Origin of the sequence: Flavobacterium chungbukense, from assembly GCF_020805785.1 — a bacterium.
In the GTDB taxonomy this organism is placed as follows: Bacteria; Bacteroidota; Bacteroidia; order Flavobacteriales; family Flavobacteriaceae; genus Flavobacterium; species Flavobacterium chungbukense.
Genome location: NZ_JAJGZV010000011.1, coordinates 89,416 through 109,819, shown reverse-complemented (window position 1 = coordinate 109,819; position 20,404 = coordinate 89,416). Strand labels below are relative to the sequence as shown.

At 34.4% G+C, this 20,404-nt stretch carries 21 protein-coding genes; 17 read left to right on the top strand and 4 right to left on the bottom strand.

Annotated elements, in window-relative coordinates; all coding sequences use genetic code 11:
• Positions 1–2 precede the first annotated feature (2 nt).
• Genes LL966_RS21600 through LL966_RS21585 form a run of 4 tightly spaced genes read left to right on the top strand, consistent with a single transcriptional unit; the run spans position 3 to position 3,786 of the window.
• Positions 3–713, top strand: coding sequence for a 3-keto-disaccharide hydrolase (locus LL966_RS21600; protein WP_229356157.1), 711 nt, complete (start codon positions 3–5; stop codon positions 711–713).
• A 41-nt stretch (positions 714–754) separates the two neighbouring features.
• Positions 755–1,984, top strand: coding sequence for a nucleoside permease (locus LL966_RS21595; protein WP_229356156.1), 1,230 nt, complete (start codon positions 755–757; stop codon positions 1,982–1,984).
• Positions 1,985–2,004: 20 nt separating this feature from the next.
• A complete protein-coding gene (locus LL966_RS21590; protein WP_229356155.1) occupies positions 2,005–2,898 on the top strand; it encodes a hydroxypyruvate isomerase family protein in 894 nt (297 codons plus the stop codon).
• Between the two features lie 15 nt (positions 2,899–2,913).
• Positions 2,914–3,786 (top strand): sugar phosphate isomerase/epimerase family protein, encoded by an 873-nt coding sequence (locus LL966_RS21585; protein ID WP_229356153.1) that lies wholly within the window; start codon positions 2,914–2,916, stop codon positions 3,784–3,786.
• 342 nt (positions 3,787–4,128) lie between these two features.
• On the opposite strand, the gene LL966_RS21580 is transcribed toward LL966_RS21585, so the two are convergent.
• A complete protein-coding gene (locus tag LL966_RS21580) occupies positions 4,129–5,154 on the bottom strand; it encodes a hypothetical protein (RefSeq protein ID WP_229356151.1) in 1,026 nt (341 codons plus the stop codon).
• Positions 5,155–5,352: 198 nt separating this feature from the next.
• On the opposite strand from LL966_RS21580, the gene LL966_RS21575 reads away from it, so the two are divergent.
• The 9 genes from LL966_RS21575 (at position 5,353) to LL966_RS21535 (ending at position 12,830) form a co-directional block, all read left to right on the top strand.
• The gene (locus tag LL966_RS21575; RefSeq protein WP_229356149.1) at positions 5,353–5,868 is read left to right on the top strand and encodes an RNA polymerase sigma factor; all 516 of its coding nucleotides are present in this window, start codon (positions 5,353–5,355) and stop codon (positions 5,866–5,868) included.
• Positions 5,869–5,917: 49 nt separating this feature from the next.
• Positions 5,918–6,817, top strand: coding sequence for a FecR family protein (locus tag LL966_RS21570; protein ID WP_229356147.1), 900 nt, complete (start codon positions 5,918–5,920; stop codon positions 6,815–6,817).
• A gap of 84 nt (positions 6,818–6,901) precedes the next feature.
• Entirely contained in the window at positions 6,902–9,352 is a 2,451-nt protein-coding gene (locus tag LL966_RS21565; protein ID WP_229356145.1) for a carboxypeptidase-like regulatory domain-containing protein, read from the top strand.
• Positions 9,353–9,732: 380 nt separating this feature from the next.
• On the top strand, positions 9,733–10,125 hold the full coding sequence (locus LL966_RS21560; protein WP_229356143.1) for an OB-fold putative lipoprotein: 393 nt from the start codon (positions 9,733–9,735) through the stop codon (positions 10,123–10,125).
• A 23-nt stretch (positions 10,126–10,148) separates the two neighbouring features.
• Positions 10,149–10,991 carry a DUF5777 family beta-barrel protein gene (locus LL966_RS21555; protein ID WP_229356141.1) on the top strand — a complete coding sequence of 281 codons (843 nt, stop codon included), beginning with the start codon at positions 10,149–10,151 and terminating at the stop codon, positions 10,989–10,991.
• A 19-nt stretch (positions 10,992–11,010) separates the two neighbouring features.
• Positions 11,011–11,400 carry a cytochrome c gene (locus LL966_RS21550; RefSeq protein ID WP_229356139.1) on the top strand — a complete coding sequence of 130 codons (390 nt, stop codon included), beginning with the start codon at positions 11,011–11,013 and terminating at the stop codon, positions 11,398–11,400.
• A gap of 5 nt (positions 11,401–11,405) precedes the next feature.
• The gene (locus LL966_RS21545) at positions 11,406–11,960 is read left to right on the top strand and encodes a YceI family protein (RefSeq protein WP_229356137.1); all 555 of its coding nucleotides are present in this window, start codon (positions 11,406–11,408) and stop codon (positions 11,958–11,960) included.
• 115 nt (positions 11,961–12,075) lie between these two features.
• Complete coding sequence (locus LL966_RS21540) at positions 12,076–12,471, top strand: hypothetical protein (RefSeq protein ID WP_229356134.1); 396 nt, start codon at positions 12,076–12,078, stop codon at positions 12,469–12,471.
• A 74-nt stretch (positions 12,472–12,545) separates the two neighbouring features.
• Entirely contained in the window at positions 12,546–12,830 is a 285-nt protein-coding gene (locus tag LL966_RS21535; RefSeq protein WP_229356132.1) for a hypothetical protein, read from the top strand.
• A gap of 99 nt (positions 12,831–12,929) precedes the next feature.
• Here the strand turns inward: LL966_RS21535 and LL966_RS21530 are convergent, their stop codons facing one another.
• A complete protein-coding gene (locus tag LL966_RS21530; protein ID WP_229356130.1) occupies positions 12,930–13,313 on the bottom strand; it encodes a winged helix-turn-helix transcriptional regulator in 384 nt (127 codons plus the stop codon).
• 99 nt (positions 13,314–13,412) lie between these two features.
• On the opposite strand from LL966_RS21530, the gene LL966_RS21525 reads away from it, so the two are divergent.
• The 4 genes from LL966_RS21525 (at position 13,413) to LL966_RS21510 (ending at position 15,770) form a co-directional block, all read left to right on the top strand.
• A complete protein-coding gene (locus LL966_RS21525) occupies positions 13,413–13,853 on the top strand; it encodes a nuclear transport factor 2 family protein (RefSeq protein ID WP_229356129.1) in 441 nt (146 codons plus the stop codon).
• A gap of 15 nt (positions 13,854–13,868) precedes the next feature.
• Positions 13,869–14,231, top strand: a complete 363-nt coding sequence (locus LL966_RS21520) for a DoxX family protein (protein WP_229356127.1) — start codon at positions 13,869–13,871, stop codon at positions 14,229–14,231.
• A gap of 25 nt (positions 14,232–14,256) precedes the next feature.
• Complete coding sequence (locus LL966_RS21515) at positions 14,257–15,012, top strand: SDR family NAD(P)-dependent oxidoreductase (RefSeq protein ID WP_229356125.1); 756 nt, start codon at positions 14,257–14,259, stop codon at positions 15,010–15,012.
• A gap of 236 nt (positions 15,013–15,248) precedes the next feature.
• Positions 15,249–15,770 carry a hypothetical protein gene (locus tag LL966_RS21510; RefSeq protein ID WP_229356124.1) on the top strand — a complete coding sequence of 174 codons (522 nt, stop codon included), beginning with the start codon at positions 15,249–15,251 and terminating at the stop codon, positions 15,768–15,770.
• A 465-nt stretch (positions 15,771–16,235) separates the two neighbouring features.
• On the opposite strand, the gene LL966_RS21505 is transcribed toward LL966_RS21510, so the two are convergent.
• Positions 16,236–18,677, bottom strand: a complete 2,442-nt coding sequence (locus LL966_RS21505; RefSeq protein ID WP_229356122.1) for a DUF4982 domain-containing protein — start codon at positions 18,675–18,677, stop codon at positions 16,236–16,238.
• 132 nt (positions 18,678–18,809) lie between these two features.
• On the bottom strand, positions 18,810–20,399 hold the full coding sequence (locus LL966_RS21500; RefSeq protein WP_229356121.1) for a family 43 glycosylhydrolase: 1,590 nt from the start codon (positions 20,397–20,399) through the stop codon (positions 18,810–18,812).
• Between the last annotated feature and the right edge of the window lie 5 nt (positions 20,400–20,404).

The window sequence follows — 20,404 nt, the reverse complement described above, 5'->3', positions numbered from 1 at the left end:
TCATGATAAAAATTATAACAACCGCAGTATTATTCGCTTTTTTACAAACCGCACATGCTCAAAAAGGATTCAAACCTATTTTTGATGGAAAAACCACAACAGGTTGGCATACTTATGGAAAAACTACCGCTAGTGCCGGCTGGAAGGTTGAAGACGGAGTGCTGCATTTTGATCCCGAAGCAGCAAAAAATGGTCAGGGAGGAGATTTGGTAACCGATGCAGAATATGAAAATTTTCATTTAAAAGTAGATTGGAAAGTTGCTCCAAATGCGAATAGCGGTATCATTTTTTATGTTAATGATAATCCGCAAAAATATAAAAACACTTACGAAACAGGTCTAGAAATGCAGGTTTTAGACAATGACGGCCACCCTGATGGAAAAATAACAAAACATCGTGCAGGAGATTTGTATGATTTAATTCAAAGCAAATCAGAACCAGTTAAGCCAGTTGGCGAATGGAATACTGCTGAAGTTGTTTGTAAAAACGGAAAATTGACTTTTGTATTAAACGGTGTTATTGTAGTTGAAACAGTACTTTGGGATGACAACTTTAAAGCAATAGTTGCTGGAAGCAAATTTGCAGGCTGGCCAGGTTTTGGAACTTTCAAAAAAGGTCATATCGCATTACAAGATCACGGCAATAATGTGTGGTACCGTAATATTTCTATTAAAGAATGGAATACGATGGAAACTACTACAGGCTGTAAATAATTGCACCAAAATACTATCAACCCAAAAACCAACCACATTTTATGAATACAACAATCCGAATTAAGCTATCTGTAATGATGTTTCTCGAATTCTTTATCTGGGGAGCATGGTTCGTTACCCTTGGTACTTTTCTAGGCAACAATTTAAAAGCTTCAGGATCTGAAACTGCTGCTGTTTTTTCTACGCAATCTTGGGGAGCTATTGTAGCACCATTTATCATTGGCTTAATTGCAGACCGTTATTTTAATGCAGAGAAAATTTTAGGCTTTTTACACTTAGCGGGAGCTTTTTTAATGTATCAAATGTATCAATCGACAGATATTGGATTGTTTTACATCTATGTATTGAGTTATATGGTATTGTATATGCCAACATTGGCTTTAGTAAATTCAGTGGCTTTTAACCAAATGCAAGACCCCGAAAAAGAGTTTGCCAACATTAGGGTGTGGGGAACTATAGGCTGGATTTTAGCTGGTTTAGTAATTAGCTTTTTGTTTCATTGGGATTCTGCCGAAGCTGTTTCTAATGGATTACTTAAAAACACCTTTCTTTTAGCTGGAATAGCCGCCTTAATTTTAGGCTTATTAAGTTTTACATTACCAGCAACACCACCAAAAGTAAATGACGAAAAAGTCAAAATTGCCGACATTATAGGTCTCGATGCCTTGAAACTTTTAAAAGATAAAAATTTCTTAATCTTTTTTATTTCTTCAATTCTAATTTGCATTCCACTAGCTTTTTATTATCAAAATGCACATCCGTTTTTGACTGCCGCCGGAGTTGAAAATCCAACCGGAAAAATGGCAATTGGACAAATATCCGAAGCTTTATTTTTATTATTTATTCCGGTGTTTTTTGCTCGTTTTGGATTTAAGAAGACAATTTTGGTCGGAATGCTCGCGTGGGCAGTTCGTTATGTTTTGTTTGCCTATGGAAACGGCGGTGATTTGAGTTTTATGCTCATTACCGGGATTGCTTTGCATGGAATATGTTATGATTTTTTCTTTGTTTCAGGACAAATTTATACCAATTCAAAGGCTGGAGAAAAATATAAAAGTGCTGCTCAAGGCTTAATAACGTTAGCAACATACGGTATCGGAATGTTAATTGGATTTGCAGTTGCAGGCTGGATTACAGATAATTATAAAACTGTCGAAGGAGCAGTAAACTGGTTAATAGTTTGGATTATTCCGGCAGGAATTGCTTTTTCTGTATTCTTAATTTTTGCTTTTCTATTTAAGGATAAAAGTAAACTTGCAAATGAAATTTAAGCATTATAAAAAACAAAGAAATGAGTATGACTTTTGACAGAAGAACTGCTATAAAAGGTATTCTTGCCGGAACTGTAACTTTGGTAATTCCATCAGATTTATTGGCATTATCAAATCCTCAAGAAGAACTGAAATTAAATTCGAGTACTTTGAAAGGAAAAATTAATCATTCTGTAGCCCGTTGGTGTTTTAACGATTTGGATATCGAAACACTTTGCCAGGAAGCTAAAAAAATTGGAATTACCGGTATTGATCTGGTTGGTCCAAAAGACTGGCCAATACTTCAAAAATACAATCTTGTTTCGACTATGTGCAATGGCGCCGAAATAAATCTTGTGGATGGTTTCAATGATTTAAAATTTCATGAGCAGCTGATCAAAAATTATACAGAAATGATTCCGTTAGTCGCAAAAGCAGGCTACAAAAATCTGATTTGCTTTAGTGGAAACAGAAGAGGAAAAACAGATGAACAAGGTTGGAATAATTGTGTAGTTGGTCTTCAAAAATTAATTCCCTTAGCCGAAAAGCACAAGGTAACCTTAGTTATGGAATTGCTAAACAGTAAAATTGACCACAAAGATTATCAATGTGACAAAACCTCTTGGGGAGTTGAATTAGCGAAACGAATCAATTCGGAAAATTTTAAACTGCTGTATGATATTTACCATATGCAAATCGATGAAGGTGATGTAATTAGAACAATCAAAGAAAATCACCAATACATTGCACATTATCATACTGCCGGAGTTCCCGGACGAAACGAAATCGACGAAACGCAAGAACTCAATTACATTGCCATAATGAAAGCTATTGCCGATACTGGCTTTAGTGGTTTTGTTGGACAAGAATTTATTCCGAAACAAAAAGACAAAATCGCTTCTTTAAAAAAAGCAATTGAGATTTGTGATATTTAATAAAAAATAAAAACTATGATAAAGAGAAGAGATTTCTTAATTACTAGCGGTTTGGCTTTAGGTGCAGTAGCAATTGCTCCTTCCCTTGCATTTTCGGCTAAGCCAAAAAATATTGGGCTTCAATTGTATACGTTAAGAGACGAATTTTCCAAAAACGTAAAAGGAGTTTTAGAACATGTAGCCAAAACGGGTTACAAAGAAATTGAAACTTACGGATACTCAAGTGAAAAAGGCTTTTTTGGAACTTCGCCAAAAGATTTCAAAAAAATAATGAACGATAATGGCCTAAAAGCACCAAGTGGACATTATGATTTTAATTCTTTTATAAAAGATAGTAATACTGATTTTCTAAAAGCTTCAATCGAATGTGCGAAACAATTAGAAAGCGAATATATTACCGTTCCTTATTTAGATGAAAAGTTAAGAAGCGATTTAGATGGCTTTAAACGAATTGCCCAAAAAATAAATGAAGCTGCCGTTTTATGCAAACAGTCAGGTTTAAAATTAGCATATCATAATCATGATTTTGAATTTAAAAAATTTGGAGATAAAACAGGATATGATATTCTATTACAGGAAACAGATAAAAAATTAGTTGATTTTGAATTGGATCTATACTGGGCAGTTCGTTCAGGAAATGATCCGTTAGCCTTATTTAAGGTTCATCCGGGTAGATTCACAATGTGGCATGTGAAAGATATGGATAAGTCTAAAGCCGAATGGAATACCGAAATTGGAGAAGGAAGCATCAACTTCAAGACCATTTTTGCAGAAGCTAAATTATCTGGAATGAAACATTTTTTTGTAGAACAAGAGACGAATTATTCGCCAAATCCGACAGAATCAATTAAAACAAGCTGGGATTTTGTGTCTAAACAGTTAATTTAAGCATCGCTTATTGAAATACCAGACGTTCCAAATAAGCCACTCCGTAATGGAATGGCTTATTATTTTTCGTTGCTTTCCTCGCATCGGCTAGCTAATTATCGTTGCGGGTGCGAAGTCAGAGAGATTCCCACAGCCTGTGACATTTTGGAAATCTTTTTAGAGCTGACTAAACTGGTCTTTAAAATGGTTTGAAAGAGGAATCTATTTAATCGCAGGAACATCAAAAAAACCTTCGGGCAAAGTTGAAAATCCTACAAAAGTGGATTCAACAACGGATAAAACTTTTTTCAATCAAAACATACACAGGACTTCTTATTTGGTTGGGAAGAAAGAAAAAAGTCGTTAGTATTTTTTCTGAAAGTAAAGATAATTTGTTGTTGTAGCTGCATCTCGCAATCGTATCTGAGAACTATTAAATTCAAACAGCTTCCAGTTAAAATTCAATTTAGAAAGCACTCCTGTATTGAAAATTACTTTAACTTCTCTGACACCATTTTGAACAGAACTTTCCCACTGTCCCATTTCTGAAACTCCACTTTTGGTGGCAACTACAGATTGATCGGTTTTAAATACAAATGTGTAGTCGCTGTAATTTGAAGTCTTTACAGTACCATCGTAAAAATAGGGTATTTCCCAAGTACCTTTTGTAATAATTGCAGCAAAATCTAGTGTCACAAGATTATTTTCTGGGCAATAATCTATGGCATATTTAATAGCGTTTTCGAAATCCTGATTATTTGAAATCGTTTTTGTCTGATTATTGTAATCTGCAATTGTGATAGGATATTTTAGAGATATGTACTGGCTTTCATTTAAATTATTAATAAAATTAAAAAAGGCCTGATCGCTTACTATCAATTGAGAACTCGCTGCTTGATTAATGATGTTATAGCTATTAATTGTGATGGGATAATTGATATTCAGACCGTTGATTTTGGATAAAAGATCTGGATAGAGATTCCAGTAGTCTATTAAAGAATCAAAATCTGCCTGATTTGGAATCAGTTTTTCGATGTAATTATAATATACCATCGTTACAGGAAAATCTATTTTTACAATATCATCATCATAATTGCTTGCGTTGATATTATTCAAAACTTTTTGATAATCGGCAGTTGCGTTTACTGCAATCTGCTCATTATTTACTGTAACGGTGTAAGGGAGTTTTATGGTGCAATAACTAGATCCGTCAATCATATTATCCTGTACAGTTCTAACCATAGCAACCCTTTGCAAATAAGTTGTAAGTGGGGAAACAGTAGTAATGGTTCCCTGCGAATTATTGTTTTGCTCATCTATTTCACTTTGACAGGAAAACAGTAAGAATAGGAAAACTGCAAGTGATAAATATTTTTTCAAAAGGAGCATATTTATGTTTTTACAAAGGTAATAAATTTTAAAAGAAACTGTTTTTTAATAACCTAACAGCAAGGCTTGATAATTTTCATCTATACTAAATTATCAAAAACCAATAGCATTTTATTCTTCTATAAAACAATCATCTCTACTTTTACCCTACTTAAATTAAAAACAAATACTTTTACGCTGAAAAAATTGAAACTCTAAATGCCAGATCAAAACCAATCTAATACTTGTGATGAAATCATTTTTTCGTCTTTCTTCAAAAGTCATGTAAAAGCACTTCGGAATTTTCTTTTTTACAAATTTGGAAACGCAGAACAAGCAGAAGATATAACCCAAGAAGCATTTGTAAAGCTTTGGCAGAACTGCGCTTCTGTACCTTTAGAAAAAGCAAAATCATACCTTTACACGATCGCAAATAACAGCAGTCTCAACCAGATTGCGCACCAGAAAGTGGTTTTGAAATATGAAAAAAACTTCACTGGTCTGGATAAGACCAATGAGAGTCCCGAATATCTTCTGGAAGAAAAACAATTTCAGGCTAAACTTTTAAAAGCCATCGAAAACTTAAACGAAAAACAGCGCATTGCCTTTTTGATGCACAGAATTGATGGCAAAAAATACAGTGAAATTGCCTTAGAGCTCAATATTAGCGTAAAGGCAGTAGAAAAACGCATCCATTTGGCCCTGTTAAGCTTACGTAAAGAAATTGATTTATAAAAGTAGGGTAAATTTAATTCTAATTGTTTTAATAAAATAATACGATAAAATGAAAAAAGATCGCTTATTGGCAAAATGGCTCAACGACGAATTATCTCCGGATGAATTGGCCGCATTTGAGGCAAGCCCCGATTTTGAAAAATATCAAAAGATAAAAAACTATACCGCTCATCTAGAAACAGGCGATTTGGATGAAAATGCCATGCTGTCTACTATTTTAAGCCAGAAAAAAACAGCGCCAAAACTAGTGCCACTTTACAAAAAATGGGCATTTAAAGCCGCTGCCATATTTGTTATCGCACTTGGAATTACGTTTGCGATGAAACTTTTTGTGCCTCAAATAGAAACTGCCGATTTTGGAAAAAAGACTGCTTTTTCATTGCCTGATAATTCGGAAGTAGTTTTAAATTCAGGTTCTCAAATACACTATAAAAAGTGGAATTGGGACAACAACAGACATTTGGAACTTAAAGGAGAAGCTTATTTTAAAGTTGCAAAAGGCAGAAAATTTGAAGTGCAGACCAATCTTGGAAAAGTAACGGTTTTAGGAACGCAGTTTAACGTTAAAGCCAGAAAGAACAGGTTTGATGTTGTGTGTTATGAAGGCCGTGTGAAAGTAAATTATAACAACATTCAAGTTTTATTAACTCACGGACAAAGTGTTCGTTTTGAAAATGGTAAACAGGCAAAAATGACTGTAAATTCACCACAGCCAGAATGGATGGATAACCAAATCTGTTTCTATAAAGAAAACATTCGAACAATTTTAGATGAAGTTGAAAGGCAATACAATATTAAAATCGATTTAAATACCAAAGATACCATCTCCCTGTTTACAGGAAAATTACCGGCAAAAGATCTCAATACAGCTTTGCAGATTATTAGTACGACTTATCATTTAGAAGCTAGAAAAGTTTCGAACAACAAAATAATTTTTGACGAAAAATAAATGTTGCGCCCCAAACAATTTCATTTTTTGTTTTTTCTCTTTTTTCTTGTCCTGAATATTTTTGCTCAGGACAAAGGAAAAGTTATGCCTTTTAAAAAAATAATAATTGATATTGAAGAACAACATGGCGTCAGCTTTAATTATACCGAAGATAATATTAAAGGCCTCGAATTAAATCCTCCCAAGAATTCATTTTCGTTAGAACAAAAATTGGAATATCTCGAAAAAAGAACCCACTTGTCTTTTGAAAATATAGGCAACAAATTCATTAATATCTATAAAAAGGATACTATTTCAAAAATGATTTGTGGCTATGTTTTATCTTCTATTGATAAAAAGCCTCTCGAAAATGCCAACATTAGTTTAAATAATAAGAATCACTTTACTACTGATTCAGAAGGTTATTTTGAGTTTAATAAAGAAAACAAAAATACTTTTGTAATTAGTCACGTTGGTTTTGCTTCAAAAAGAATTACGGCAGGAAATACAAAGGTTAAAGATTGCATTCAAATCCTGTTAGACCCTGAAATTACAGAATTGCACGAAATTAAAACCAATGCCATTTTAGCTTCGGGTATTTCAAAAAACACTGATGGATCTCTTGAAATTAAGCCTAAAAAATTTGGTATCCTTCCCGGACTTATTGAACCCGATGCGTTGCAGACCATGCAGCAGATTCCGGGTGTAAACAGTTTGGACGAAAGTGTATCAAGCATCAACGTTCGCGGTGGCACGCACGATCAGAATTTATTTTTGTGGAATGGAATACGAATGTTTCAAACAGGACATTTTTTTGGTTTAATATCAGTTTTCAATCCAAATCTGGGACATACCATTTCCATCTATAAAAACGGAAGTTCTGCCTTTTACGGAGAAAGCGTTTCAAGCGTAGTCGCGATTTCTTCTACTCCAGAAAAAGCCGAAAAAAACTCTTTTAGCGCGGGAATCAACATGATTAATGCTGATGTTTATGGAAAATATAATCTTTCTAAAAAAAGTTATATCGAAATTTCGGCACGCAAATCGATTACCGATTTTGTAGAGACTCCCACTTATAAAGAATATTTCAATAAAGTATTTCAAAATACTACCATTACCGATTTTTCGCAGAACCAAAATCTTAATTATAAAAGTGATAAAAAATTTGGTTTTTATGATGCTACTGTAAAATACGCGCAAAAAATAGGACTCAAAGATCAAATCATACTTGATTTAATAACGATAAAAGATAATCTGGAAGTTACTAAAAGTGCTGCTTCATACAATATAAACAAATCACAAACCAATGTTTTACGCCAGCAGAACTACGGTGCAAATTTGTTATGGAAAAGAAATTGGAATAAATTCAACACGACCAAAATTAATGTTTACAATTCTTCGTACGAACTTCTAGCCGATCAAAAGTCAATTTACGAAAACCAGACTGTTATTCAAGAAAATACGGTAAACAACAATGGCGTTAATTTAGAAAATAATCATATTCTAAACTCCAAATTTAGTTTCAGCGACGGATATCAATATAATGAAATTGGTATTACTAATTTAGAGCAGGTAACTAATCCTGATTTTTATCGTAAAGTAAAAGACGTATTACGAACTCATGCTTTAATTGTAGAAGGTAAATATAATGATACCATTTCCAGAGTATATTTTAAAGGCGGAATGCGGCTTAATTATATCGAAAAATTCAAAAAATATATTGCAGAACCTAGAATCCAATTGGATTACGGACTTAGTAAAAATGTAACTTTAGAACTTCTCGGCGAACTCAAAAGCCAAAATTCCCAGCAGATTATTGATCTTCAGAAAGATTATTTTGGCATCGAAAAAAGACGCTGGATTATCTCGAATAACGGCACAATTCCTATTCAAAGAAGCAGACAGCTATCTTTTAATTTGTTTTATCAAAAGAACAACTGGCTTTTGGACATCGAAAACTTTTACAAAAAAGTAACAGGAATAACAACCTCTAGCCAAGGTTTTCAGAATCAGTTGGAATTTGTCAGAACTACAGGAGATTATGAAATCTGGGGAACAGAAATGCTAGTTCAGAAAAAAATAAACCACTTTCTTACGTGGTTAAGTTATACATACAACGAAAACAATTATCATTTTACTAATTATGAATATCCTCGATTTCCCAACAACTTTGAGCTAACACACACGTTGTCATGGGCGGCAATTTATGAGAAAAACAATTTCAAGATTGCTTTAGGAACAAAATGGACTTCCGGAAGGCCAAAAACATCTCCAAATTTATCTCAAATTGATCTTTCTAATCCTGTTTTGGTTTACAACAAACCAAACGACAGTAATCTGAATATGTTTTCTCAGGTTAATCTTTCTTCAACTTACAAATGGGAAACCGAAAGCGGAATTCAATACAAAATAGGAATCTCAATCTTAAATATCCTAAACAGGAGAAATGAAATCAGCGAATATTATAGAATTAATTCTTTAACCAATTCTATAGAAGAAGTGGATACTTTTTCACTGCAAAGAACTCCAAATCTGAGTTTTAGAGTTTCATTTTAATATCGTTTCTAAAAGAGTTTTTAAAGCTCTCCTTCTACATTTTTATTTTTTTTCAAGAAATTACAATTCTTTGGTAGGGTAATCTGTACTAAGGCTGTTTCACTATAGAATCATCATTTGATTTGAGACATTTTTAAGTATGAATAAACCAGAAAATTCAGCAGTTGAAAGAAATGAAACTAAACGGATTTGTTGAAAAGAAAATAGATAATAAAAGCCTTACCAAAACCGAATATCAATTAACTGATTAAAATTCAGCACTTAAACCTATTATCAAATCATTACGGGATTTTGGCATTTAGCATAAAAAAAAACGTGATGAAAGCCATCAGATAAAAAAACGCTGACTGATTATTATTTATCACCAATACAAACCAAATATGAAAAGAAAAAAAACAGCAATTCTAACCGCGGTATTACTAATAATGCTTTCAGCTGGCGTCTACTTTTATTACGGAATCATCTTTAAAGAAGCCCGTAACATAGAATCAGAAGCTCCGGATTTTAGTTTAACTGCAAAAAAACTACTTGAAGATTACAACGCAGATCCTAAAAAAGCAGATTCACTATACCTCAACAAAACTATTGAAATAACGGGTAAAGCAACCAAAGAAACCGACTCTGTAATTATACTTGAAAATACTGTTTTCTGTCTTTTTAAAGAAGAATTAAAAAACAAAATGATCAACAATAAAATAACGATTAAAGGCAAATGCATTGGTTATGACGAACTATTTATGGAAGTCAAAATAGACCAATGCACTGTTAAATAAACCAAACAAATAACAATTAATTTATGAAGAAAATTCTAGTTCCGTTCTGCCTGTTTTTAGTTACAATGGCTTATTCTCAGGATGATTTATTGAAGAGTCTTGATTCTACACAAACAGAAGAAAGCTATTCTACAGCTACTTTTAAAGCTTTACAGCTGGTAACCTTACAGACCACAAAAATGCCTGCAAAAAAAGAATTTTATTTTGTGGTTTCGCATCGTTTTGGGACTGTAAAAGATGGCTTTGACAGTTTTTTTGGACTTGACAATGCAACCACAAAACTTGGAGGAATCTATGGTGTCACAGATTGGTTATCTGTCAGCCTTTCGAGACATACTTTAAACAAAATGTATGAAACCGGATTGAAGTATCGAGTAGCACGACAAAACGATAATTTTCCGCTGGACATTGTTGGGTATAGCGTTGCAGATATTAATACTTTTTTAGAAAAAGACCAATATCCGGGTTTAGAATTTAAACATCGTATGACGTACGTGCAGCAGGTTTTAATATCTAGAAAAATCAGTGAAAAATTCTCATTAGAATTAGTACCATCTTTTATACACAAAAACCTTTACACTCCTGATATCGAAAGAGACAATCAGTTTTCTTTTGGAGGTGGCGGACGCTATAAAATCACAAAAAGATTATCTGTCAATTTAGAATACATGCACAATTTTGACAAGCCTGACTTTTATAAAAATCCATTGTCTGTAGGTCTTGATGTGGAAACAGGCGGACACGTTTTTCAATTAATCTTTACCAATTCACAATCTATGAGTGAGAGCGGATACCTTACCAATGCTTCTGGCGACTGGGGTAAAGGGGATTTCTTCTTTGGCTTTAACCTATACAGAGTTTTCTAACAATTAAAAACAATAAATCATGAAAAAAACAATCGTACTTACAATTTTACTAGCTGTACTGGCAAGCTGCAGCGATTCTGATACAATGCAGGATATAGAAACACCACCTACTACACCTACAAATCCAACGAACCCAACAAACCCAACAACTGCGGTTACCTACAGTAAAGATGTGAAATCTATTATTGACGCCAACTGCGTAAGCTGCCACTCAAGTGGAAGATCTGCTTCTTTTAGACCGCTGACTACTTTTGCACAGGTAAAAGCTGCCGTAGAAAGTGCTGGTTTATTAGGGAGAATACAGCTTCAAAGCGGCCAACAGGGACTTATGCCTCAAGGTGGCAGAATGGCTCAGGCTAATATTGATCTAATTGTGAAATGGAACACCGATGGTTTAAAAGAAAATTAATTATTATGAAAAAATCATTTATTAATTTCTTTGCGTTCCTGCTTATTATAATTGCAAATAATGAAGGCTTTGCACAAAAACTGATTACAAAAACAGGGAATATAAAATTTCAGGCTTCTATGCCTTCTTACGAAGAAGTCGCTGCAGAAAGCAAATCAGTTTCTGCTGTTCTGGATCAGACTACAGGAGATTTTGCCAGTTTGGCGCTTATAAAAGGCTTTCGATTTAAAGTAGCGCTGATGGAAGAGCATTTTAATGAAAATTATATGGAATCTGAAAAATTTCCGAAAGCAACTTTCAAAGGTAAAATTGAAGATTTTGATAGTTCAAAAATTACAAGTTCTCCTAAAAATTTCACATTCAAAGGAGATCTTACTATTCACGGAAAAACAAAACCAGTCTCTGTGATTGTAAAAATTTCCAAAGCTCCAAATGGAGTTAATGCTATTGGCACATTTGAAGCAAAACCTGAAGATTTTGATATTGAGATACCAAGTCTTGTCAGAAAGAAAATTGCTGACAAAATAAAGATTAATTACAGTTTCTTATTAGTTAAATAATCCTTTTAAGAATAGGATCCATTCAGATTTGCAAGAGTATTAAACATGACTAATGTTCTGGAGGCCGGTAAACTTATTACGCCGGTCTCTTTTTTTAACCTTAAATCACATTAAAATGATCTGTAAAAATTATGTTGTTACCGGAGAAGATGTAAATGATTATATGGTTATGGAAGATTCCGCATATATCTCATATACGGTCAGATTGTTATACCATTTTTTGTTTTACAACGGGTTTTCCAAAGAAAAACTTAATGATATGCATTTAGGTTTACAGGAAGGAAATCATGAATTAACCATCCATAAAGACCTAATGTTTACAGAACATTTTTTAGTTGAAATGAAGCATTGTTATATAGAAGATAAAATTAATATTAAAAGCTGCTTTTTTAACACAAAAAACGAATGCTGCGCTGAAGTAACAAAAGAAGTAAAATGGTTTGACGCAATCGGTAAAGAAGTCATTAAAACACCAAATCAAATTCTTAGACATTTTTATCCAAAAGTATAAATTCAACTTAACGGGAGTAATAAGAATAATCTAAAAAGAATCAATTTTCGTATATAACATTAAAGCGATTATATATGGAACCATCTTCTGTTTTTTTTGTAAAAATCCTTAGGATACTAGCTGAAAAATATAGCATGGGCTGCACTTTCGAAGAGTTAACAAAGCTTGTAACATCAGTGCCTAATGTTTCAAAATTTACTGATAATAGTGCTGCTGGAAGGGAAAATCAGGCAAAACTGATGGAAGCCTTAGTCTCGATGAACTCTGAAGGTTACATTTTTCTTAATTCATATACTGATCAAAGTTTAATTACCATAAAAGGTCTTATTGCGATAAACAGTAAGATTCTTTGGAATTAACTTTCCAGAAAACTCATTAAAAATTGAACTGATTACATTGATTAAAAGCTTAAAAAAGAAAGAGAATTCAATTGAATTCTCTTTCTTTTTTAATTGCTATTATTGTTTTTTACTTTCATTTCGTATTTTTTCCCTATGTTGTATCCCCCATTTGGTCATCGCTCCCACAACTTCTTCCAAAGTTTGGCTGTAAGGAAGCAGTTCATATTCGATACTTACAGGATATCCTACAGCCACTTTTTTAAGTATAAAACCGTTTTGCTCTAATTCTTTAAGCTCACTCGAAAGAACCCTTGCAGAAATCCCAGTAACCTGTCTTTGAATTTCTGTAAATCTTTTATTTCCTCTCGCCATTGCAATGATAATCATCAATTTCCATTTCCCTCCAATGGCATATAATGCATCAGAAACCGCCATAAGTACAGTATTGCATTCTTCCGTAAATTCCTTGTTTTCGCTCTTTTTTTCTTTGGATTCTGACATAACTATCATTTTACAAGTCACTAACCTTTTGGTAACGACTAACAAATTGTAAGCAAATGTACTTTAATTTTGCTGAATAATTTTAAAAAAAATAAAATCATGACATTAGAAAATCTAAAAGTAAAAGAGGAATTAAGAAGCCTAATAGATGATTACGCTACTCTAGGTGACGAGAAAAAAATCTCAGAGGTAATGGATTTATTTACCCCAGATGTTACTTATAAAGTTTATATGAATGGAGCTTTAGTTTCTTCGGTTTCGCAAAGAGAAAACATGGAAAAAGAATTCAATCAGCATTCTGGACATGTAAAAACCTACTTTACATTGAATGGACAGCATAAAGTAAAAATCGATGGAGATACTGCTTCGGGCATTTCTTTCTCTCAATTAAAGATGATTAGAGAAGTGGAAGGAAAAGATATTCTTTCAGAATACAGCGTTAAATATGAGGACGAATATATAAACCATAATGGAAAATGGCTGATAAAGAATCGTATCGGGCATTTTATCATGATAGAGGTTAGAGAACTTGCTAATTAATTTCATTAAACACCGATGAAAACTAAAAAATATCTTGCAACCACCCTACTCATATTAACTACTGTGATGGTAATTTTAAGCGGTCTTATGAAAGCCATCCAGCTTCCGTGGTCCGTTAATGGACTCGTAAAATTCAATCTGCCTCATGCAGCGACGGCTCTCGGTTTAATGGAAATGACTTTTGCGGTCTTATTTATCTTTCCCAAAACCATGCGCATTGGTTTTATCCTTCTTTCCTGCTATTTTGCTGGAGCAATGGCAACAGAATTATCACATGATGGTTCAATGCTTAATCCAGCGGTACCGTTGTCCCTAATATGGATCACAGCATTTCTTCGTGACAAATATATGTTTATAGGAGCTCCGAAATCAGTATAAAAATCAAAAAATAAATAAACAAAAAATGAAAAGAATATTAGAAAACAAAGTGGTCGTAATAACTGGCGCATCTAAAGGAATTGGTGCTGGTGTGGCAAAACAAATGGCTGCATCTGGAGCCAAAGTAGTAGTGAACTATGGTTCAAGCAAACAAGAAGCAGAAGAAGTTGTAGCTGCAATAATTAGATCTGGTGGTAGCGCTGTTGCAGTGCAGGGAGACATATCTATACTGGCAGATGTAAAACGACTTTTTCAGGAAACAATAAAAGTGTATGGCCGTTTGGATGCATTGGTAAATAATGCTGGTATTTATGAATTTGAGTTATTAGAATCATTTACAGAAGAATCATATCGAAAAACATTTGACATAAATGTGCTTGGTGTTCTTTTAGCATCAAAAGAAGCCGCACCTTTGTTTGATGAAAATGGAGGAAGCATTATCAACATCAGTTCGTTTGCCGGCACTAGACCAGAACCTTACTCTGTGGTATATGCTGCTTCAAAAGGCGCTGTTGATTCTATAACCTATGCGCTGTCACAAGAACTAGGACCGAAGAACATCAGAGTCAATTCTATTAGACCGGGCGGAGTTTTTACTGAAGGTATTGCAAAATTAGGAGCCAGTTTAGATTCAGATGTCATTTTGGGAACTGTAAAACGAAGCGCTTTAGGCCGCATGGCTACGCCCGATGATATCGGAAATATGGCCGTATTTTTTGCTTCAGAAGAATCAAAAATAATTACAGGACAAACTGTAGAAGTATCAGGTGGATTCAAGTAAAACAAATAGTATAAGTGACAATTTTAAAAAGAGAGAACTTTTCGGAGTTCTCTCTTTTTATTTGAATGAGATTTTACAAAATGATGTTCAATTTAGATTATTTTTTTTTCATACGATTTTAATAATATGTAAATTAGTGTTTAAAGATTTTATGAAATTTAGATTTCTGCTTCAATCATGTAGAAGTTTTTAAAAGAAATCATTTTCAGAATTAAAAGTAACATCAATAAATTATTATGAAGAGATTTAGTATTTATCTAACAGCATTTTTATTTATAATAATAAGTTCTTGTAAATCCTCGAAGACAGCAGATTTTAAGGAGTCTATCAATCAATGGGAACGCAGAGCTTTTGAAATTACTATTGGAAAAGAAGGTCCCGGAGAAAAAAAGCTTAATTGTCTAGTAAAAGAGGATTACAAAGGAGCTTTATCAGCTGTTGATCAGCAGCGTAAAGAGTTTGACGTACTTATTGATGATATAAAAAAGCTTTCTACTGGCGGCATTCCAAAAGGTGAATCCCTTAAAAATGCCTCACTAGAATACTATAAGTCGCTTAAAGAACTTCATCTATTTGATAGAAAAGAAATAGAGCAGCAAGAAATACTTCAAACATTAAAGAACAAAAAATTGAACGTTGGCCTGAATAACCTTATGACACTGGCACGACAGAAAAAGATGTTATATACCGCAGTATATAAGAAGGAAGCTCTCCTTCAAACTGCGACCGAAAATTTTGATGCTGTTAATGGCTATTAATAAAGTTTTTTTTGAATTTACCCGATTTGTTATTCTAATTTTTAGATTAAAATTATATACTTTTCCCACCCTGTTGCAATCGTCCCGCTCGTACACAGAATAATAGTCAATTCACATGAATTTATAAAACAGTATAAACCTTTTTCAACTCAAGAAGATTATAAATAAATAAGCCACTCCGTAATGGAATGGCTTGTTATTTTTCGCGATCACATCAGTTATTTGGTCGGAACTATGATAGAAGTTCCAAGAGCCATTCTTACAGCCGATGAAATCGCACAATATGCAGAACTCGTTTTTTTTGAAACCATTGATCATTTTTTTTTAAAAAATTGTTTCAGGCTTTACTGAAATTACAGCGTTTTAATCTAATATTTTTTTTTAAGTCTATAAGAGCTGTCTTCTGGCAGTTCTTAAATTATAATTCGTTCCCTCACTTCTATTTCAATAAAATTTTTCCGATAATCAAATCTGCTTGGCACTTATCCGTAAATTACCTGTTCGAAGATTGTGCGCCGAAACCTCAATATTTATCGGTCCTATTTTCTTATTCGATTTTACCAAAACAACTAGTTTTCCACTGAAAAGTTTCATAGTATCTTTATGGAATACTTGCAAAGATGTTGCATCTCCATTACAAGCTGCGCGGTAGTCAGCAGCTCCGCTTACTTTGAATTTCATCTCATTGTCTGCTAATGGGCAGGTGACTCCATTTTTATCCACAACACTCACAGTGATGTAAGCTATGTCTTCACCATCCGCATCGATAGTCCTGCGATCTGCCTCAAGAACTATTTTGTATGGCTCTTCTGCGGTTTTCACTTCGCTTTCAGCTGCTTTTTTTCCATAGGAATCAAAGGCGATAACCTTGATGACTCCAGGCTCATATTTAACGTCATTCCACATCAATCTGTAACGGTTCTGTGGAGTTGAATTATTCTTTTTCTGAACACCCATACTTTTTCCATTGACAAAAAGCTCAGCGCTGTCGTAAGTAGTGTAAACAAAAACGGGGGTAATTTCTCCTTCCCTTCCTTTCCAGTTCCAGTGCGGCAGTATGTGAAGCGTTTTATCCTTGGTGTTCCATCTGCTTCTATACAGATAAAAACGGTCTTTAGGAAGTCCTGCCAAATCTGAAATTCCAAAATAAGAACTTCTTGAAGGCCACTTTTCGTCATAAGGCGTAGGCTCTCCCAAATAATCAAAACCAGTCCATACAAATTCTCCAATAACCCACGGTTTGTCATCCTGAAGCACAAAATCTTCATCAGGAACATTTGACCAGCTGCAGGCTTCAAGATCATAAGACGAACATTGAAGATCATCATATTGCTTTTCTTTTTGCTGCACTACGGGAAATTTATAAATACCTCTTGAACTCACTGTCGAGGCCGTTTCAGATCCTAATATAAATCCTTGTGGAAATGCTTTATAAGCTTCCTCGTAGAGATGAACCCTGTAATTCAGTCCTGGAATATCCAACAAAGATCCAAAACCTGATGCCATAGTCTGCTTCACCTGATCCATTCCCACCGTTACGGGACGTGTGGGATCTTCTCTGTGAAAAACATCCTGCAAAAATTTAGCTCTTGTCAATCCTTCGGCTCCGTACTGATCCGGAACTTCATTTCCCGAACTCCACATTACAATGCAAGGATGGTTTCTTGTTGCCCGCACTAAATTCACAATATCTTTTTCGGCATATTGTTCAAAAAAACGATGGTATCCATTTTTTACTTTTGGCTTTGCCCACTCATCAAAACTTTCTGCCAGAAACATAAATCCCATTTCGTCAGCCAGTTCAAGCTGTTCAAAAGAAGGCATGTTGTGGGAACTCCGGATGGCATTACACCCCATATCTTTTAGAATGGTAAGCTGTCGACGAAGAGCGGCTTTGTTTACAGCTACACCAAGAGGTCCTAAGTCATGATGAAGACAAACTCCCTTAAACTTTGTCACTTTACCGTTAAGACTGAATCCTTTATGGGGTTCGTATTTAATAAATCGTATACCGAATTTTATGTTTTGTTCATCTTTTAAAGTTCCATCTGCAGCAAATAATCTGATTACTGCTTTATATAGATAAGGCGTTTCCGGACTCCATAAATGCGGCTGGGCTACTGAAATTATTTGATGTAATTTTCCATCAGCTGTTTCAGCTCCTTTTTGAGTTGCCACTATTTTATTATCAGCATCTTTTATGTGGGTAACCATCGATACATTTCTGCCATGAAATTCAGCTTTAATATCAACAACTGCGTTATTTCCTCTCATTTCTGGCGTTGTAATAAAAGTTCCCCACTGCGCAAAACTTTCCTGTTCTCTTACTACAATACTAACTTTTCTGTATAGACCTGCTCCCGGATACCATCTTGAAGAAAATGGCAGATTTGTTAATTTTACAGCCAGCACATTTTCTGAACCTGATTTAAGGCTTTCCGTAATGTCAATATAAAAATAGCTGTAACCATATCCCCATTCCCCAATCTTTTTTCCATTTAAAAAAACCTGGGGTTCACTCATGGCACCTTCAAAAACAAGAACCGCTTTTTTTCCTTTTTTAAACTCCGGAACAGAAAATGTATTGCGATACCAGCCAGTTCCAATATGAGGCAATGCGCCGGTACGACCCGTTTTTTCTGTTGGAATTTTTTCTCCATTTTGCTCAATTGCTGCAACCTGTTTGTCCCATTCTTTATCAAAAGGTCCATAAATAGCCCAATCGTGGGGTACACTGACCTTTTCCCATCCCGAAGCATCAAAATCGACAGAAAAGGCATCTTCTTTAACCTCTTTAGAAAAACGCCAGTTATCTTTCAAAACAACGGTTGTTGATTGTGACATCATTCTTCCAGATAAAAAAAGGAGCAGCAATGCGAATAATATTGATTTTAAAGCTAATTTCATTTTTCTTAGTGTTCTTTAATCATTAAATCTTAAACTGATTTAGGACATTAATTTCCTATACGTGAATTTAATTATTGAAATTGTCTCGCAGCGCAAAGTTTTTATTTAAGAATTCAGACAGCAGACACATGTTTAATTATGCATCAATACAAAATCATCTACATAACAAAAAGCTCCTGCTCTGCCATCAGCAAAAAAACCAATCTCAAGCTTCCCCCCTTTTACAATAATGTTTGAAATGGTAATGGTTTTCCAAGCCGCATTTTCTTCTTTAACAGCTGATGAAAATCTTTTGTTTCCACTGACAGCATACATTTCTAAATTCTTAAAATCGGTACTGTTTTTTATTTTGGCAGAAAGCGTATAAACACCGTCTTTCAGCTTAACGAATGGAGAAGAAACAATGGTTTGAAAAATCTTTCTTTTGAAATCTATTTTATCGCTGATTTCAAGGCTTTTCTCACCGATTACTGTCCCGCGCTCTTCTTGGGTATTGAAATGATTTAAAACAGGGGAGATAGAATCTAACGAAATCTTATTTCCCTGAATCACTTCAGAAAACCAGCCCGTGAGCTGAATCTGAACAGGTTTTACCGGACTAGGAATATGCCTGCGGTCAGCTTCGAAACTGGCATTTTTGACGTAGTTATTATCTTTTGCTGCTTCCCATTTTCCTGTTTTTTCTTCCAGATTCCATGAATTCAGCGAATTAAAATAAGGTATAGTCCCTTCAAACGAAATCGGGCACCATTGGTTGTAGCCCAATCCGTTTCCTGCGAAATCAGCCCAGCGGTCACCGCAATAAACAATTGTTTCCTGGGTACTGCCTTTTACGGAAACAAAAAATCCGGTTTGTGAGACGTGCGCAAAATCATCTTCCGTTCCTTTCAACACTTTCATGTCATTTACAGGTATATAAGGTCCGCGAATATCGTCTGCCACCAGATAATAAGCAAAAGAGGCATCCCAGCCGTAAATATTGGACGCAAACATATAATATTTGTTCTTGTATTTAAACATGCAGTTTCCTTCGCGACTTTCACCTTTAAAAACTTCTGTACAGTCCAACAGATTTACTTTTCCGTCTTTTATGCCAATTTCAGAAACATAGATTTTATTTCGACCCCTACCGTAAGAATAGATCAAATAAGATTTTCCGCTATCTTCATCTGTAAAAACAGTCTGGTCACCGGTGTTGCTCGTTCCTATCATCTTTTCCATATTGATTTTCTGATGCCATTCAAACTGTCCTGCCGGCGAGTCTGAAAGCGTAATCAATACTTCTTTGTCATGCTGTACGAACATCGCATATTTTTTCCATTCCTTGATGTAAGCCACTCCCAAACGGCCAACCCATGTTTTTCCATTTCCATTCACTTTTTCTTTGGCCAAAACATCAGCTTCGAAAGTCCAATTGACCAAATCTGTCGAACTGTAGCAGGTAACTGACTTAAAAGTGGATGTGGGCAGAGTAACAGCCGGATTATCGCGATAAACAGCTGCTTCTTCATATTCCACTCCATACCAATAATATTTCGGGACACCACTTCTCGGATCTGTAAATTTAAAAATACCGCCTCCCTGGCTGTAAATTGGTTTTCCGTCTTTGGTTTTCCAAAAAGAATCATTTTTAATATTCAATAATTGCGCTTCAACAAAAACACTGTTAAAACAGCATATAAAAACCAAAAGTATTTTGAACAAAAGGGTATTGATATTCATGTTCT

Coding starts and splice junctions, on each gene's coding strand:
- LL966_RS21550 (WP_229356139.1), top strand. CDS start 11,011: ATGAAAAAAACAATCGTACTTACAATTTTACTAGCTGTACTGGCAAGC.
- LL966_RS21585 (WP_229356153.1), top strand. CDS start 2,914: ATGATAAAGAGAAGAGATTTCTTAATTACTAGCGGTTTGGCTTTAGGT.
- LL966_RS21525 (WP_229356129.1), top strand. CDS start 13,413: ATGACATTAGAAAATCTAAAAGTAAAAGAGGAATTAAGAAGCCTAATA.
- LL966_RS21505 (WP_229356122.1), bottom strand. CDS start 18,677: ATGAAATTAGCTTTAAAATCAATATTATTCGCATTGCTGCTCCTTTTT.
- LL966_RS21515 (WP_229356125.1), top strand. CDS start 14,257: ATGAAAAGAATATTAGAAAACAAAGTGGTCGTAATAACTGGCGCATCT.
- LL966_RS21555 (WP_229356141.1), top strand. CDS start 10,149: ATGAAGAAAATTCTAGTTCCGTTCTGCCTGTTTTTAGTTACAATGGCT.
- LL966_RS21540 (WP_229356134.1), top strand. CDS start 12,076: ATGATCTGTAAAAATTATGTTGTTACCGGAGAAGATGTAAATGATTAT.
- LL966_RS21565 (WP_229356145.1), top strand. CDS start 6,902: ATGCCTTTTAAAAAAATAATAATTGATATTGAAGAACAACATGGCGTC.
- LL966_RS21590 (WP_229356155.1), top strand. CDS start 2,005: ATGAGTATGACTTTTGACAGAAGAACTGCTATAAAAGGTATTCTTGCC.
- LL966_RS21530 (WP_229356130.1), bottom strand. CDS start 13,313: ATGTCAGAATCCAAAGAAAAAAAGAGCGAAAACAAGGAATTTACGGAA.
- LL966_RS21500 (WP_229356121.1), bottom strand. CDS start 20,399: ATGAATATCAATACCCTTTTGTTCAAAATACTTTTGGTTTTTATATGC.
- LL966_RS21575 (WP_229356149.1), top strand. CDS start 5,353: ATGCCAGATCAAAACCAATCTAATACTTGTGATGAAATCATTTTTTCG.
- LL966_RS21535 (WP_229356132.1), top strand. CDS start 12,546: ATGGAACCATCTTCTGTTTTTTTTGTAAAAATCCTTAGGATACTAGCT.
- LL966_RS21510 (WP_229356124.1), top strand. CDS start 15,249: ATGAAGAGATTTAGTATTTATCTAACAGCATTTTTATTTATAATAATA.
- LL966_RS21580 (WP_229356151.1), bottom strand. CDS start 5,154: ATGCTCCTTTTGAAAAAATATTTATCACTTGCAGTTTTCCTATTCTTA.
- LL966_RS21545 (WP_229356137.1), top strand. CDS start 11,406: ATGAAAAAATCATTTATTAATTTCTTTGCGTTCCTGCTTATTATAATT.
- LL966_RS21600 (WP_229356157.1), top strand. CDS start 3: ATGATAAAAATTATAACAACCGCAGTATTATTCGCTTTTTTACAAACC.
- LL966_RS21570 (WP_229356147.1), top strand. CDS start 5,918: ATGAAAAAAGATCGCTTATTGGCAAAATGGCTCAACGACGAATTATCT.
- LL966_RS21595 (WP_229356156.1), top strand. CDS start 755: ATGAATACAACAATCCGAATTAAGCTATCTGTAATGATGTTTCTCGAA.
- LL966_RS21560 (WP_229356143.1), top strand. CDS start 9,733: ATGAAAAGAAAAAAAACAGCAATTCTAACCGCGGTATTACTAATAATG.
- LL966_RS21520 (WP_229356127.1), top strand. CDS start 13,869: ATGAAAACTAAAAAATATCTTGCAACCACCCTACTCATATTAACTACT.